The following is a 14,767-nucleotide window of genomic DNA, read 5'->3' as shown; positions in this document are numbered from 1 at the left end:
TGGGGCGGCGTCGGAGGCCGCGCCGCGGCCGAGGGGGAAGGCGTGGCGCCTTGAGCGCCGGTAATTGCGTTGTCGGGCGGACGTGGCTCCGTCAGGATCCTGGTCATGGAACAGCCCGGGGAGATACTCCGCTCCGCCCACGTGGAGCTGCGCCGTTGGCGTGTGCAAGATATCGAGATCCTGCATCGGTTGATCACCGAGTCACGTGATCACTTGCTCCCCTGGATGCCCTTCGCGGCCACCCATGACCGGCAGCAGGGCAAGGAGTTTCTGACCCGGAGCGAGGAGGAGTGGGCCTCGGGGCAGGCGTACCACTACGCGATCACCTCGGGTGGTGTGGCGATCGGCAGCTGCAGTCTGATGCGCCGGGTCGGTCCCGGCGGGCTGGAGATCGGCTACTGGCTCCACCACGCCTGGACGGGGAAGGGATTGGCCACCACGGCCGTCGCTGCCGCGGTGAACGCGGGACGCCGGATGCCCGGCATCGATCGCATCGAGATCCATCACGACGCGGCCAACCACGCGAGCGGAGCCGTCGCCCGGCGCTTGGGTTTCCTCGAGATCGAGCGCGTGCGAGTGCCGGAAGGGCCTACAGCCCCGGGCGAGTCGGGCATCGATGTGATCTGGCGCCTGCAGACGCGCCCCTCGCCATACGCCTGACCCCGCGGCCCCACGTGGTGTTCAGCGAGGCAGCATCCTGAGGATCAACCGGGAGGTCGGAACCGGCGGTCCAGGACGGCTCGCATCAGACAGCGAAGCGTCCCCGGCTCACGGCACACACGGTCCAGCGGTGCATCAACCGCTTGAAGCAGTGGCGCAGCATCGCCACCCGCCAAGTTCGTCGACCCGCTGCGGGCGCTGGTCGCGCCTTGGCGGACCGCGTCACGGGCCTCGGCGGCGGTGCTGAGGTGGATGTGGGCGTCGACGAGGCCGGGCAGCAGCCATCGGCCGTGAGCGTCGAGGACCGTCACACCCTGGGGCGTGGCGACGCTGCCGCGCGCGCCCACCGCGCCCACCGCGCCGACCACTCCGTCCTTGATGACTACGACGGCATCCTCGATGACCTCGCCGGTCGCGGGATCGAGGACCGTACCGCCCTCGACGACCAGGTTTCCGCCGCGCGGCGCGCAGTCCTCCCCCCGGCCGCCTGCGGACCCGCCTCGCGGGTCCGCCGACGCGGGGGTGACGGCCGCCGCCGTGCCGGCGAGCGCGGCCGCACCGGCGAGCATCCCGCGGCGGGTGAGCTTGTTGGAGGGCGGCGGTGTGGCTGCGACGCACATGGGGGCTCCTGGCGGCCGGGGGACGACGACCCTCCACTTTGAATACCAAGCATCAGACGGCGAGCAAGAGGGTGGCGGATGTGACGGCAGGAACTGCGCGGATTCCCCTCAGTTGATCGCCGAGGGGAGACCCCTCGTCCAGTTGGTATACAAAGAGGCTCAGTCCTTGTTCCCGAAGAGGGAACGCAGAGCCACCGACCTGCTGTCACGCACATGCAGCAGCGTGCTCGCCGCCGCGGCCTCCCCATCGCCCGCCGCGATGTGCCGGAACATCTCCGTGTGCTGGGCCCGCATCTGCGCGGGCTCCTCCCGCAGACCGAACAGCAGCTGAAGCTGCCAGCTCAGCTGCTCCATGGTGCGGGCGAGGAGCGGATTGTCGAGGTGCTGTCCGCGTCTCTCGAACCGGTCCTGCCGCCGTCCGCCATGTGCACCTGTCCTTCGTTTGCCGTACCGGGCGAGGATAGGCATCCCCGCCTCGGCGATGGGAACGCCCCACGGTCTTACAGTGCTCTGGTGGCGGCGTGAAGGGACAAGGAGCCGGATGCACCCGTGGAGCGGCCGGGCGAGGTCGGGTCAGCCGGACGTGGGCCTGCCGCAGCGGCTCGTCGTACGGCTCCTTCTGGTGTTGACCGCAGCGGCCGGATGCCTCGACGCGGTGTGCGTCATCAGGCTCGGAGGCGCATTCGCCAGCGTCGTCACGGGCAACCTGGTGCAGTTGGGCCGAGGCATCGCGACCCCCGACGGTCCGCTCCTGGTGAGCGCGGCGGTCGCGGTCGGAGGCTACGCCGTGGGCGTGGCGGCGGGCAGCGCCGGGCAGGCGCGGCGGAGCGCCGGCTGGTATCGGCGCACCAGTCTGCTCGTGGCGGCGGAACTGGCGCTCCTGGCCTGCGTGGCAGGCGGATGGCCGGCCACCGGCGGCGACCCGGGCCCGTACACCGCCGCGTTGCTTCTCGCCGCCGCCGCGGCGGCGATGGGGATGCAGAGTGCGATCACCATCGGCTCCGGTGTGCGTGGTGCGTCGACCACGTACCTGACCGGTACGTTGACCACCGTTGTCCGCGGCCTGACGACGGGCCGGCCGCCCCGGCTCGCCGGAGCCGCCGACGGCGCGGCGCGCTTGGGCGCCCTGTTGGTCGGAGCCACGGTCGGGGCCCTGCTGCTGCGGTTCGCGCCGCTGTGGGCGCCGGTGCTTCCCGCGGTGCTGGTCGGGACGGTCGTCGTGATCGCCTCGGCATCTCCTCGCGGGCGGGTGGAGGAGCCACGACGCAGGCGGCGGAGGGCGTTCCTTCTCCGGTCACACGGAGGCGGGCCCACGGCGCCACCTCCGCGCCCGCCGGGTAAGCGGTCAGGGTGACCAGCCGCCGTCGTCGCGCCGACGACGGCTTCCAGTCCTAGCTGCTCGTTCTGGGCCGCCTGGCGCCTGCGTCATGTCGTGGATCCGCACCGCGGAACAGCCCCTGCGGTGACCGGAGTTGCCCGTGGGCCGGGGTGCTGCCCCATGGGTACGGCCAGCCCGGGAGGTCAGTCGATCCTGGCGGCGCGCCAGGTCTCGTCGTCGGCGGCGAGCAGCGTCGTGATCACCGCGGGAGCCGGAAGGGGGCCGTGGTCCGCGGCGACCCGGAGGGCGGAGGCGGCCGTCAGATGACCGAGACGCAGGGCCTGCTCCGCAGACAGGCCCCGCAGCAGGCCGCTGAGGAAGCCGGCGGCGAAGGCGTCGCCGGCACCGACCGGTTCGGCGACGCGGGCGGTGAGGGCGGGCACGGTGTGGGTGTCCGTGCCGACGAAAGCAGTGGCCTCCCTGGCGCCGTCCTTGACGACGAGGATGCGGGGGCCGGGGAGGAGTTCGCGGACCGTGAGGGCGTCGGTCACCGCCTCTCCCCACAGGGCCTGGGCCTCGTCGAGGCCGACGAGGACGATGTCGGCCCGGTCGGCGAGCGACCGCAGGACGTCGGCGGCGCAGCGACCGGTCCACAGGCCGGGGCGGTGGTTGACATCGAAGCTGACGGGACAGGGGCGGTCGGGCCGTAGCGCCCGCTCGACGAGGGCGTGGCAACTGGGCGACAGGGCCGGCGTGATGCCGCTGAGGTGGAGGAGTGCGGCGCCCGCCAGCGCCGGGTCGTCGAGCAGGTCGGGGGTGAGGGCGGAGGCGGCGGAGCCGCGGCGGTGGTAGTGGACGCGGGTGCCGTGCTCGCCCGGGTCCTTGAGAAGCAGTCCGGTGGGCCGTTCCGGGTCGGTACGGACGCCGCTGACATCGACTCCGCCCGCGGCGACCCGGTCGCGGACGCGTCGGCCGAAGGGGTCGTCGCCGACCGCGGAGACCCATCGGGCGGGAATGCCGTGGTCGGCGAGGTAGAGGGCGACGTTGGACTCGGCGCCCGCGATGTCCGCGCGGAGCAGGTCGGCGTCCTCCAGCGGTCCGAGGGGTTCGGGGGCGAGGGCGGCCATGGTCTCGCCGACGCAGACCACGGGGCCGGGGCGCAGTGGCAAGAGGGTGCTCATGGCGGGTTCCTCAACGCTGTCGCCACTGTCGGCGCTGCCGACGGTGTGGATTGAGTGCGCGCTGTCGTCGGTGTGGATGGAGTACGCGCTGTCGGCGGCGTGGATCGAGCGCGCGGTGTCGGCGGCATGCCCGATGGCCCCGGTGTCCCCGGTCACGGCAGGAGGTCCCCGGTCGACGCGCAGGCCCCGGCCGCGGAGCCCCCAGCGGCCACAGAGTCCGCGGCGGCGGAATCCGCGCGGTCCGGGTCCGTGGCGTCCGCCGGGCGGTACGGCGCGGCCGGTGCTCCGGGTACGTCCACGCGGAACGCGAAGACGGCGCCGTCCAGCGGGCGCGGCCGGGGCAGGCCGATGCGGGCGCTGGTGACGAGGAGGGTGCGCCCGTCGGGGCCGCCGAGGCACAACCCGGCGGGCTGCGCGGCGGGCAGCTCCACGGTTCGGTCGAGAGTGCCCTCGGGGTGGTAGCGGTGAGCCTGTCCGGTGCCCCAGACAGCGGTCCAGAGGCCGCCCTCGGAGTCGGTCGTCATGCCGTCGGGGCTGCCCGTACCGAAGGTGACGAAGCGTTCGGGCTCGCCCAGGTCGCCGGTGGCCGGGTCGACGGGGTAGCGCCGGACGATGCCCCGGGCGCTGTCGGCGAGATACATGAGCGTGCCGTCGTGGCTGAAGGCCGGGCCGTTGGGCACCGTGATGTCCCGCAGCACGCGGGTGACACTGCCGTCGCGGTCGACGCGGTAGAGGGATCCCGCGTCCTCGGTCGCCTCGTACGCCATGCTGCCCGCCCAGAACCGGCCGTGCGGGTCGGCGACGCCGTCGTTCATCCGCATCGGCACCGGGGCGCCGTCCTCGGGGCGGGCGATCCAGTCGGGTCGCCCGGCGTCGTCGATGCGGCAGACACCGGTGCCCGCCGCCGCGATCCAGTGGCCGGGCCGGCCCTCGACCGGGGCCACCGCGCCCAGCGGGCAGGGCAGTTGGGTAATCAGCCCGTGCGGTGCGGCGGGGTCGCCGGGGGCGGACAGGAGCCGGCCGGTGAGGATGTCGGTCAGTACGGCCCGGCCGTCCGTCCAGCGGATGCCCTCGCCGAGTTCGAGGCGGTCGGTCGCGAGGACCGTGGGCGCGGTCACGGGCGGGTCTCCGGACGGACGACGTCCAGGAACTCACGGGCCCGCGCGCGCAGGGCGGCGAGGCTGCCTCCCGAGGCGGCGTCGCCGGTCAGCGGGGAGCCGACACCGACGGCCGTGGCGCCGGCTCGCAGGTACTCCGCGGCCGCCCCGGCGTCCACTCCCCCGACGGGCACGAAGGGCAGGTCGGGGAAGGGGCCTCGCAGGTCGCGCAGGTACCCGGGGCCGCCGGCGCTGCCGGCCGGGAAGAGCTTGAGGGCGTCGGCGCCGAGCCGGAGTGCCTGAAGGATGTCGGTGGGGGTCATCACGCCCGCGAGCACCGGGAGTCCGAGTTCCCGGCCGGTGGCTATGCCGTCGCTGACCGCCGGGGTGACGAGGAAGGCGGCTCCGGCCTTGTGGGCTTCCCGTGCGTCGTCGGCGGTCAGGACGGTGCCTGCGCCGAGGAGCGCGTCCGGGCCGAGGGCGGCGCGGGCCCGGGCGATGACGTCGAGCGCGTCGCGTCCGGTGAGGGAGACCTCGATGAGGGCGACGCCCTCCTCGGCGAGGGTGAGGACGGTGTTCAGCGCCGCGTCCGGGTCGCTGCCGCGGACGATGGCGAGCAGCCGGTGGTCGCGCAGCGCGGCGAGCAGGTCCATCCGACATCCCTTCTGGTGGTGGTGTGTTCAGCGGGTGGTGCGGTGGTCGGCGGCGCGGTGATCGGCGGCGCGGTGATCGGTGATCGGTGGTCGGCGGTCGGTCGTCAGCGGCGCGGTGGTCGGCGGTCGGTCGTCAGCGGCGCGGTGGTCGGCGGTCGGCGGCGCGTTCGTCAGCGGTGATCGGTGGTCAGCGGTGCGGTGGTCGGCGTTGCGTGGTCAGTGGCGACGGGTCACGGTGACGGTGAGCCGCCAGGCGGCTTCGCCGGACGCGGGTACGACGGCCGTGTCGCCGTCGTCGGCCGCCGTGCGGTCGAAGACGCGGCCGAGCATCGGCTCGACACCGACGGAGCGGTACGGCGCGTCCTGCGGGAAGCCGCCGAGGTTGCGCCACAGGGCGACGGACACCGGCGGGCCGTCGGCCTCCACGGACATGTGCAGGGTGTCGAAGCCGTCGTGCACGGCGACCCGCGGGGTGAGGACGACGGCTCCCACGGCGGTCCCGTCGTCCGGGCCGAGCCGGTCCAGCGCGATGCCGTCGACGCGGGGCCAGGCGCCGGTGACCCACCGCGCGCCCTCGTCCGGGTGGAGCCGGGTCACGGCGGGGCCCTCGATGCCGATCCGGGCGGCCGGGGACAGGTCCAGCAGGGCGTGGGCGGCCCACACGAAGCGGTAACCCGGCTCGGCGGTGAGCGTGTAGTCGGCGACGGCCGCCCCGGCGTCGTCGCGGATACGGCGGGTCAGGCGGAAGTCGGGACAGTCCACGACGTCCAGGTCCCCGTCCCGACGCCACCGCCGTGACCAGGCGTCCCCGTGGTCGGGGAGCCCGCGCACCGTGGGTACGCACTCCTCCAGTCCCCCGGCGTCGGCGAAGGCGTCGCCGGGCCTGACGCGGGCGCGGCGCGGCTCGTCGCGGTGCCAGAGCCATTCGCGGCCGCCGGCGGTCAGCGAGGTCCAGCGGCCGCCGCGTTGCGGGTCGGTGACGACGGACACCGGCAGCCGGATGCCGCGCTCCCCAGGGCTCGCCGTGGTGTTCACGGCGGGGCTCACCATTCGGCGAAGGAGCCGTCGGCGTGCCGCCAGACAGGGTTGCGCCAGGCGTGGCCGGAGCGGTCGGCCGCGCGCACCGCGTCCTCGTCGACGGCGATGCCGAGTCCGGGCAGTGGGGTGCGGTGCGCCTGGCCGGCGACGAAGCGGAAGGGTTCGGTGTCGACGAGGTAGGACAGCAGGTCGGCCTCCTTGTTGTAGTGGATGCCGCGGCTCTGCTCCTGGATCAGGAAGTTGGGCGTGGCGAAGGCGACCTGGAGGCTCGCGGCCAGCGCGATCGGCCCGAGCGGGCAGTGCGGCGCGAGCTGGGCCCCGAAGGTCTCGGCGAGCGAGGCGATCCGGGTGACCTCCGAGATCCCGCCGGCGTGCGACAGGTCCGGCTGGGCGACGGCGATGCCCGCGGTCAGTGCCGGGAGGAAGTCGGCGCGCCCGTAGAGCCGTTCACCGGTGGCGAGCGGGACGGACGAGGCGGACACCAGCCCCGGGAGCAGATGGGCCTGGTCGGGCAGGACGGGCTCCTCGACGAACAGCGGGTGCAGCGGGGCGATCTCGTGGAGCACGCGGCGCGCGTTGGCGGCGCTGAACCGGCCGTGGAAGTCGATCGCGACGTCACGGTGCGGGCCGAGGGCCTCGCGTGCCGCCGCGACCCGTTCGACGACCGCGGCGGTCTCGGCGGGGCTGGTGAGTGGTGCGGTGCGCCCGGCGGCGTTCATCTTGACGGCGGTGAAGCCCGCCTCGGCCTGGGCGGTGACCTCGTCCTTGATCTGGGCGGGTTCGTCGCCGCCGACCCACGCGTACACGCGGACCGTGTCACGGACGGGCCCGCCGAGCAGGGTGTGCACCGGTACGCCGAGGGTGCGGCCCGCGATGTCCCACAGGGCCTGGTCGATGCCTGCCACGGCGCTGGAGAGCACGGGCCCGCCACGGTAGAAGCCGCCCTTGGTCAGCACCTGCCAGTGGTCCTGGATGCGCAGCGGGTCCTGGCCCACCAGGTACTCCGACAGGACGTCGACGGCTGCCCGTACGACTTCGGCCCGGCCCTCGACCACGGGTTCGCCCCAGCCGACGACACCGTCGTCGGTCTCGATCCGGCAGAACAGCCAGCGGGGCGGGACGAGGAAGGTCTCGACGCGCTCGATCTTCACTTTGCCCGGCCGTCCTTCTCGTCGTCGGCTCCGGCGGTGCCACCCGTCTCCCCGGCAGTGCCGTCGGCGGCCTCGGCCCCGTTCCCGTTGTCCCCGGCCCCTCTCCCGTGCGGGCCGCTGACCTTGTCGAGGTCGCGCATCGCCTGGTCGAGCAGGGCGCACATGGCCTGCTCGGCGGCGTCCGGATCCCGGTCGCGTACGGCGTCGAGGACGGCCCGGTGGCTGGGTACGGGGTCCCCGCTGTGCGGGGCGCTGTGCACGAGCCGGTCGCGCTGGGCCAGGCCCGACTCGATGACCATCTCCATGCGTTCCAGCAGTTCGTTGTGGGTGGCTGCGAGTAGTGCGCGGTGGAAGGCGAGGTCGGACTCGACGGCGTGGCTCGCGCCGCCTTCCTGGCCCATGGCGGCCAGTGCCGCCTCCAGTGCCTCGAGGTCGGCGTCGGTGCGGCGGGCCGCGGCCAGCCGCACGGCGGCGGGTTCGATGATGCCGCGGACCTCGCCGAGGTTGCGCAGCAGTGCCGGGTCGGCGCCGGTGCCGCTGCTCTCGGAGAACTGCCAGCGCAGGACGTCGGCGTCGAGGAGGTTCCAGTCGGACCGGGGCCGCACGAAGGTGCCGCGCTTCTGCCGGGCGTCGACCATGCCCTTGGCCGCGAGCACCTTCAGCGATTCACGCAGGGCCGTCAGGCTGACGTCCAGTTCGCTCTGCAGGGCTGCCATGTCGAGCGTCGCTCCCTCGGGGATCTCGCCGCTGAGTACCCGGCGGGCGAGGGTCTCCACGGTCTGGCCGTGCACTCCGCGGCGCGCGTATGGCGTCATGTGTTTGCCTTTCTTGCTGGTCGGTCGGCGGGCCGGCGCTGTCGGTCCGTCAGGCGGAAGCCTTGACGACGCTCCAGCCGCCGTCCACGAGCAGGCTCGATCCGGTGATGTACGAGGCTTCGTCGGCGGCGAGGAAGGCGACGGCTGCGGCGGCCTCCTCGGGGGTGCCGAAGCGGCGGGCCGCGGTTTCGGCGATGCTCCGTTCACGGTCGTGCTGCGGCACCCGGTCCCACGCGCCGGTGAGGATCGGGCCGGGCAGCACGGCGTTGACGCGTACGTCCGGTCCGTACTCGGCGGCGAGCTGACCGCACAGCGACAGCAGGGCTCCCTTGCTCGCCGCGTACGCGGGGTGCCCGGGGATGCCACGGTGGGCGTGGACGGAGGAGACGAGCACCACGGCGCCCCGGTTGTCGCGCAGGTCGGGCAGTGCCGCCTTGAAGCCGAGGAAGGCGCCGGTGAGGTTGACCGACAGCTGCCGTTCCCAGGAGGCGAGGCTCGTGTCGTGGGCGGGCGCGACCTCCACCGTGAACGCGTTGCTGACCAGGACGCCCACGGGCCCGAAGGCGTGGGCGGCGGTCATCACCCGCCGCCAGTCGTCCTCGCGTGCGGTGTCGGCGGCGACGAAGAGGGCGCGCGCGCCGTCCTTGCGCAGCCGCGCGGCGGTCTCCTCGCCGCGGTCGACGGCGATGTCGGCGAGCACGACGGCCGCGCCCTCGGCGGCGAGGCGTGCCGCGGTGGCCGCACCGATGCCGGATGCGGCGCCGGTGACGACGGCGACGCGGTGGGTGAAGCGGGCCGCTGGGTTCATGGGGTGGTTCGTCTCCTGTCGGGAGGTGGTGGGTGCTCGGATTCTTCCGTTGTCGTCACTCCCGGGCCAGGACGACCAACTCCGCGTCGTGTGCGGCGGTCCAGGCGAACGGCAGCCCCGAGTGGAGCAGATACGCGCCGCTGTAGCGGGTCCCGGAGTCCTGGTCGGTGTACGCCGCGCCCGGGTCGAGGCCGCGCAGCCGCAGCCGGGCGGCCGCGCCGGGAACCAGCGGCGCGCCGTCGAGCGGTCCGGTGTTCCAGGCGGTCACCACCAGCCGGTGGCCGCCCGGTTCCTCGTACTGGATGCCGCAGGTCGGGTCGTCGGGGCTGCCGAGCAGATGGACCTCGCCGTGGTGGACGACGTCGCGGACGTCCTTGTAGCGGGCGATCCATCCGGCGGCCTCGGCGCGCTGATCCGGCGTCCAGTCGCGGATGTCGGCGCCGATTCCCAGCACGCCGGCGAGGGAGCCGACGAAGCGGAAGGCGAGGGAGCGGGGCCGCGGGTCGAAGATGCCGGGGGCGTCGGTGACCCAGGAGCTCATGGTGTGCGGGGCGTGGGCGTGGAGGTAGCCGTACTGGATGCGCAGCCGGTCCATGGGTGCGGTGTTGTCGCTGGGCCACACCACGTCGGTACGGGCGAGGGTGGCGTGTTCGATGCGTGCGCCGCCGCCGGCGCAGCCTTCGACGGTGACGTGGGGGTGGGCGCTGCGCAGGTGGTCCAGGACGCGCAGGTAGCCGGCGACGTGGGCGGCGTCGAGGTCCTGGCGTTCCGGGTCGGTGCCTGCCGGGTGCCCGGGGCGGCCGCGTTCGGTGGGCGGCCGGTTCATGTCCCACTTGAGGTAGCTGATGGCGTGGGAGGAAAGCAGCCGGTCGAGGGTGCCGATGACGAAGTCCTGGACGTCCGGGCGGCCGAGGTCGAGGAGGAGCTGGTTGCGCACGAGCGTGACGGGTCGGCCGTCGATCCGGTAGGCCCATTCGGGGTGTTCGGCGTGGAGCCGCGAGCGGGGGCTGACCGCTTCGGGTTCGACCCACAGGCCGAAGTCCATGCCGAGCGCCCTGACCTGGTCGATGAAGTGGTCGAGTCCGCCGGGGAAGCCGGCGGGGTCCGGCTCCCAGTCGCCGAGGCCGCCCGTGTCGTCGTGGCGTCCGGTGAACCAGCCGTCGTCGACGACGAACAGTTCGGCGCCCAGCTCCGCGGCCGTCTTGGCCAGCTCCAGCTGTCCGGCGGCGTCGACGTCGAAGCCGGTGGCCTCCCAGGAGTTGTAGAGGACCTTGCGGGGCCGGTCCATGCGCGCGCCGGTGAGCCGGCGCTCGTAGCGGTGCCACACACGGGCCAGTCCGTCGAGGCCGTCGGGGCTGAAGGCGCAGGCCAGCCGAGGCGTGGTGAGGGTGGTGCCGGGGGCGAGGCGGACGGCGCCCTCATGCGGCACCCGCCCGGCGCGGATCCGTACGGAGCCGCCGGGCTCGGCGTCGGCGGTGATGCGCCAGTTGCCGGACCATTCCAGGGCGATGCCGTAGGTGGGGGTGGCGCCTTCGGTGGGGGCGGCGGAGTCCTGGATCGCGAGCCATGGGGCGTACGCGTGACCGGCGGAGCCCTGGGTGCTCTCCATCTCGAAGCGTCCGCGCGCCAGTTCCATGTGCCGCAGCTGGAACTCCTGCGACCACTGTCCCGCCAGGTACGTCAGCCGGGCGCCCGCCTGGACGGGCACGTTGACGGCGGCGGAGTCGAAGCGTTCCAGGCGCAGTTCGCTCTCCCCGGTGCAGGTCAGCTCGGTCCAGCGCAGGACGACGTCGGTGCCGGGAACGGTCTCGTAGCACAGGGTCGTCCGCAGGCCGAGGACGTCGTCGGTGAAGTCCAGGCGCAGCGCGCGGTCGCCGTCCGGCGCGGCGCCGGTGAACCTCCACCAGCTGCCGCGTTCGCCGCCCGGGTGCTGGGCGATCAGGTCGGCGCCGGTGAAGGGGCGCAGCCCGTACGGGATGTACTCGGCAGGGGCGGCGTCGGCGGGGGTGAGGAAGTGGGTGCGCCGCGACCGGTCCATCGGCGAAGGGCCGGCTTCGGCGCCGTGCGGGCCCCAGGCGGCGAGCTCGGCCCAGCGGCCGTCCGGGCCGAGGGTGACGGCGTAGGTGGTGGTGTCGGTGCGCAGCAGCCACCGGTCGTGCGGGGTCACTTGACGGCTCCGAGGTTCAGTCCGGCGACGAAGTGGCGCTGGAAGCGGAGGAAGACGGCGACGGTGGGGGCGGCGGCGATCACCGATCCTGCGGCGATCACGTTCCACATGGACACGTACTGGCCCTGCAGTCCGATGAGGGACGCGGTGATCGGCATCCGGGTGTCGGTGCGGAGCACCGTGATGGCCCACAGCAGGTCGTTGAAGATCCAGGTGAACGACAGCGCGCTGAGTGCGGCGAGTGCCGGGCGGGCCAGTGGCATGATGATCCGCCGGTAGATCTGCCAGGGGCTCGCGCCGTCGATGACGGCGGCCTGCTGGATCTCGTCGGGGATCGCCCGCATGAAGCCGTGCAGGACGAAGACGTAGAAGCCGACGCCGAAGCCGACCTGCACCCCGATCAGGGCGTACAACTGGTCGTGGATGCCCATCACTTCGCTGAGCTTGGCGACCGGGATCAGCAGGATCTGCGGGGGCAGCAGGTTGCCGCCGAGCATGAGCAGCAGCAGGGCTCGCCGCAGGGGCAGGTCGTAGCGGCTGAGCGCGAAGGCCGCCATGGAGGCGAGGCCGAGCGAGAGCAGCACGGTGGGAACGGTGACGAGCATGCTGTTGACGAGGGCCTGCTGCTGGCCGCCGTCCACCCATGCCTGGCGGAAGCCGTCCAGGGTGAAGGAGTGCGGCAGGCTGCCGACCCCGTGGGCGGCGATGTCGTCGAAGGTGCGGGTGCTGGTGACCAGGACGAGGGCGATCGGCAGCAGCCACAGCGCGGACACCATGCCTGCCGTGAGGTGGAAGCCGGCGGTGCGCAGGGCGCGGCTGCCGAGGGCAGGCCGGCGGGGGTGCGGCCGCGGAGCGGCGGAGCCGGTGCCGGAATCGCCACCGGAGTCCTTGCCGACGGGTGCGGAGGCGTGGGTGACGGTCATCGGTCGGCCTCCCGGAAGGCGCGCACGAGGTAGCTGGCGATGACGCCGAAGGCGAGCACGAAGATGACGACGGCGAGCGCGGAGCCGTATCCGAGGCGCAGGGACTGGAACGCGGTGGAGTACATGTAGGTGCTCAGCAGTTCGGAGGAGTGGTACGGGCCGCCGCGGGTGAGCGCCCAGACGACGTCGAACGAGCGCAGGGAGTCGATGACGATGACCGACAGGACGACCGCGTTGACGCTGCGCAGCTGCGGCAGGGTGATGTGGCGGAACTGCTGCAGGCGGCCCGCGCCGTCGACCTTGGCCGCCTCGTACAGCACGGGATCGATTCCCTTGAGGCCGGCGAGGTAGAGCACCATGACGTAGCCGACCTGTCGCCACAGCGCGGGCACGATCACCGCGTAGAAGGCGGTGTCCTGGTCGGCGAGCCAGGCGTGCCGCCAGCCGCCGAGACCGACGGCCGACAGCACGTTGTTGATCAGACCGTCCGGCTGGTACATCGCCTGCCACACCAGCGCGGTGGCGACCAGCGAGAAGACCACCGGCAGGAAGAGCGCCGCCCGGTAGAACCCGATGCCGCGCCGCTCCTGCTGGAGCAGCAGCGCGGCACCGAGGCCGAGGGCGGCGGAGAGCCCGCCGAAGAGCAGCAGCCACAGCACGGTGTTGACCAGGGCGGTGCGGAAGACGGGGTCGTGCGCCATCTCGCTGAAGTTGCCGAGGCCGACGAACCCGGGTGCCGTCAGGCCGTCCCAGGAGGTCAGCGACAGGTAGAAGCCCTGCAGGGCCGGCCAGAAGACCCAGAACGCCTCGGCGAGCAGCGGGACGAGCACGAAGGCCAGGACCACCGGGGGCACGCGGGTGGCCCTGGACCGTCGTGCGGAGCCGATCAGCGCCATGGTCACTGGCTCCAGATCTTCTCTGCGCCGCGCTGCCAGGTGGTGAGGATGGAGCCGATCTGCTTCGGCTTGGCCAGGTAGTGCACCAGCGCCGTGTCGGCGGTCGGCTGGAGGGCGTCGCTGGAGTCGCGGTTGAAGAACTGGGTGAGGTCGGTGGCGCTCTCGATGAGCTTGCGGCCCTTGAGGACCAGCGGGGTTCCCGCGTCCTTGGCGTCGGGGTGGGTGGGCAGCACGGTGCCCGAGGAGTTCTTGATGTAGAGCTCCTGCGACTCGGCGGTGGCCAGGTAGCGCAGCAGCTCCTTGACGCCGTCGGCGCGCCTGGTGCGGGCGCTGGCGAAGTAGCCGTCGGCGGGCGCCTCCTCGGCGACCGGGATCTTCGGGTCGATGATCGGGAACTGGAAGAAGTCCAGGTCGCCCAGAGCGTCCTTGGGTGCCGCGTCGGCGAAGAAGGTGCCGATCAGCATCATGCCCGTGCGGCCCTGGAGGAGGGCGGTGGTGGCGTCCTGGAAGGGGATCGCCGTGCCGTTCGGGTCGAAGAACGGGCGTGCCTCGTCCCAGCGGTCGAAGACCCTGCGGACCTCGGGGTCGTCGAAGCGGTGCTTTCCTGCGAGGAGTTCGCGGTGGTACGTGGCGCCGTTGACGCGGATGTTGAGGTAGTCGAACCAGGTGGAGGCGACCCACGGGGTGTCGCCGCCGGCGCCGAGGCCGATCGGCGCGACGCCCTTGCTCTTGAGCTTGTCGCACAGGTCGAGGAACTCGTCCCAGGTCCTGGGCTCCTTGACGCCCCACTTGGCGAAGTTGGACTTCCGGTAGAACATCCCCCACCAGTAGTAGGTGGTGGGTACGAAGACCTTCGTGCCGCTGGAGGCCGAGGTGCACAGCCTCTTCAGCGCGTCGGAGTAGCCGGAGAACTCGGGTCCGGCCCAGATGTCGTCGAGGCCGAGCAGCAGATCCTTCTTCGCGTACGACTCGGCGACGGAGCCGGGGTACCAGGTGTAGACGTCCGGCGGGTTGGCCGAGGTGAGGTAGGTCGGCAGCTGGGTGCGGAAGGTCTCCGCCGCGACGGTGTTGAGCTGTGCCCCGGTGCCCCCGCGCTTGTCGAAGGCGGCGACGACCGCCTGCATCGCGGTCTTGGCCTGCGGGGAGGAGAGGTTGGACTGCAGGGTCACCGGGCCGCTGGACTTTCCTCCGGTGGCGGACGGGCTCTGGGTGACGCAGCTGCTGAGCAGCGCGCCCGCGCCGACTGCACCTGCTCCTGCGAGGAACCTGCGGCGGGTGGCGTTGAAGGCGGTCATCTGTGCACTCCCTAAGTGCCCACGAAACGGAGCTGAGGCCCCCTGACGGCCCGGCTCTGGGTGCGGCAGGCACAGCCTGTCCCGAGATCCACGCGCCGTCAAGAATAATTACTAATTTATCTTTCGGAGGGTGTGCTCCGGGCCC

General features: G+C 72.8%; 13 protein-coding genes and 2 pseudogenes. 2 read left to right on the top strand and 13 right to left on the bottom strand.

The features are described 5' to 3' along the window. The first annotated feature begins 105 nt into the window (after window positions 1-105). Window positions 106-660: a GNAT family N-acetyltransferase gene (locus OG766_RS33230; RefSeq protein WP_328727036.1), complete on the top strand. Its 555-nt coding sequence runs from the start codon at window positions 106-108 to the stop codon at window positions 658-660. A 176-nt stretch (window positions 661-836) separates the two neighbouring features. On the opposite strand, the pseudogene OG766_RS33225 reads toward OG766_RS33230, so the two are convergent. Further along, a pseudogene (locus tag OG766_RS33225) lies at window positions 837-1,280 on the bottom strand (amidohydrolase family protein); the annotation flags it as partial. A gap of 159 nt (window positions 1,281-1,439) precedes the next feature. Next, window positions 1,440-1,655, bottom strand: a pseudogene (locus tag OG766_RS33220) (FCD domain-containing protein); the annotation flags it as partial. 166 nt (window positions 1,656-1,821) lie between these two features. Between OG766_RS33220 and OG766_RS33215 the strand changes: the two are divergent. Further along, complete coding sequence (locus OG766_RS33215; RefSeq protein WP_328727035.1) at window positions 1,822-2,634, top strand: YoaK family protein; 813 nt, start codon at window positions 1,822-1,824, stop codon at window positions 2,632-2,634. A gap of 167 nt (window positions 2,635-2,801) precedes the next feature. Here the strand turns inward: OG766_RS33215 and OG766_RS33210 are convergent, their stop codons facing one another. The 11 genes from OG766_RS33210 to OG766_RS33160 all read right to left on the bottom strand — a co-directional run bounded on the left by OG766_RS33210 (window position 2,802) and on the right by OG766_RS33160 (window position 14,622). Next, the gene (locus OG766_RS33210) at window positions 2,802-3,779 is read right to left on the bottom strand and encodes a sugar kinase (RefSeq protein WP_266388624.1); all 978 of its coding nucleotides are present in this window, start codon (window positions 3,777-3,779) and stop codon (window positions 2,802-2,804) included. Between the two features lie 152 nt (window positions 3,780-3,931). Beyond that, the gene (locus OG766_RS33205) at window positions 3,932-4,897 is read right to left on the bottom strand and encodes an SMP-30/gluconolactonase/LRE family protein (RefSeq protein ID WP_328727034.1); all 966 of its coding nucleotides are present in this window, start codon (window positions 4,895-4,897) and stop codon (window positions 3,932-3,934) included. Beyond that, window positions 4,894-5,529 (bottom strand): bifunctional 4-hydroxy-2-oxoglutarate aldolase/2-dehydro-3-deoxy-phosphogluconate aldolase, encoded by a 636-nt coding sequence (locus OG766_RS33200; protein ID WP_266385101.1) that lies wholly within the window; start codon window positions 5,527-5,529, stop codon window positions 4,894-4,896. The genes OG766_RS33205 and OG766_RS33200 overlap by 4 nt, the downstream gene beginning before the upstream one ends. Window positions 5,530-5,745: 216 nt before the next feature. Continuing rightward, window positions 5,746-6,564 (bottom strand): hypothetical protein, encoded by an 819-nt coding sequence (locus tag OG766_RS33195; protein WP_328727033.1) that lies wholly within the window; start codon window positions 6,562-6,564, stop codon window positions 5,746-5,748. A gap of 8 nt (window positions 6,565-6,572) precedes the next feature. Next, complete coding sequence (gene dgoD / locus OG766_RS33190) at window positions 6,573-7,718, bottom strand: galactonate dehydratase (protein WP_266385106.1); 1,146 nt, start codon at window positions 7,716-7,718, stop codon at window positions 6,573-6,575. Then, window positions 7,715-8,533 (bottom strand): FadR/GntR family transcriptional regulator, encoded by an 819-nt coding sequence (locus OG766_RS33185; protein ID WP_328727032.1) that lies wholly within the window; start codon window positions 8,531-8,533, stop codon window positions 7,715-7,717. Before OG766_RS33185 ends, dgoD begins: the two co-directional genes overlap by 4 nt. 49 nt (window positions 8,534-8,582) lie before the next feature. Continuing rightward, window positions 8,583-9,341, bottom strand: a complete 759-nt coding sequence (locus OG766_RS33180; RefSeq protein WP_266385110.1) for an SDR family NAD(P)-dependent oxidoreductase — start codon at window positions 9,339-9,341, stop codon at window positions 8,583-8,585. Window positions 9,342-9,396: 55 nt separating this feature from the next. Continuing rightward, on the bottom strand, window positions 9,397-11,508 hold the full coding sequence (locus OG766_RS33175; protein WP_328727031.1) for an alpha-galactosidase: 2,112 nt from the start codon (window positions 11,506-11,508) through the stop codon (window positions 9,397-9,399). Beyond that, on the bottom strand, window positions 11,505-12,431 hold the full coding sequence (locus tag OG766_RS33170; protein WP_266385114.1) for a carbohydrate ABC transporter permease: 927 nt from the start codon (window positions 12,429-12,431) through the stop codon (window positions 11,505-11,507). The genes OG766_RS33175 and OG766_RS33170 overlap by 4 nt, the downstream gene beginning before the upstream one ends. Further along, complete coding sequence (locus OG766_RS33165; RefSeq protein WP_328727030.1) at window positions 12,428-13,327, bottom strand: carbohydrate ABC transporter permease; 900 nt, start codon at window positions 13,325-13,327, stop codon at window positions 12,428-12,430. The genes OG766_RS33170 and OG766_RS33165 overlap by 4 nt, the downstream gene beginning before the upstream one ends. Window positions 13,328-13,329: 2 nt before the next feature. Continuing rightward, on the bottom strand, window positions 13,330-14,622 hold the full coding sequence (locus tag OG766_RS33160) for an ABC transporter substrate-binding protein (protein ID WP_328727029.1): 1,293 nt from the start codon (window positions 14,620-14,622) through the stop codon (window positions 13,330-13,332). Window positions 14,623-14,767: the final 145 nt, after the last annotated feature.

Origin of the sequence: Streptomyces sp. NBC_00259 (genome assembly GCF_036181745.1) — a bacterium.
In the GTDB taxonomy this organism is placed as follows: Bacteria; Actinomycetota; Actinomycetes; order Streptomycetales; family Streptomycetaceae; genus Streptomyces; species Streptomyces pratisoli.
Note: the sequence above shows the minus strand (reverse complement) of the source record. Positions and strands in the feature narration are given on the sequence as shown.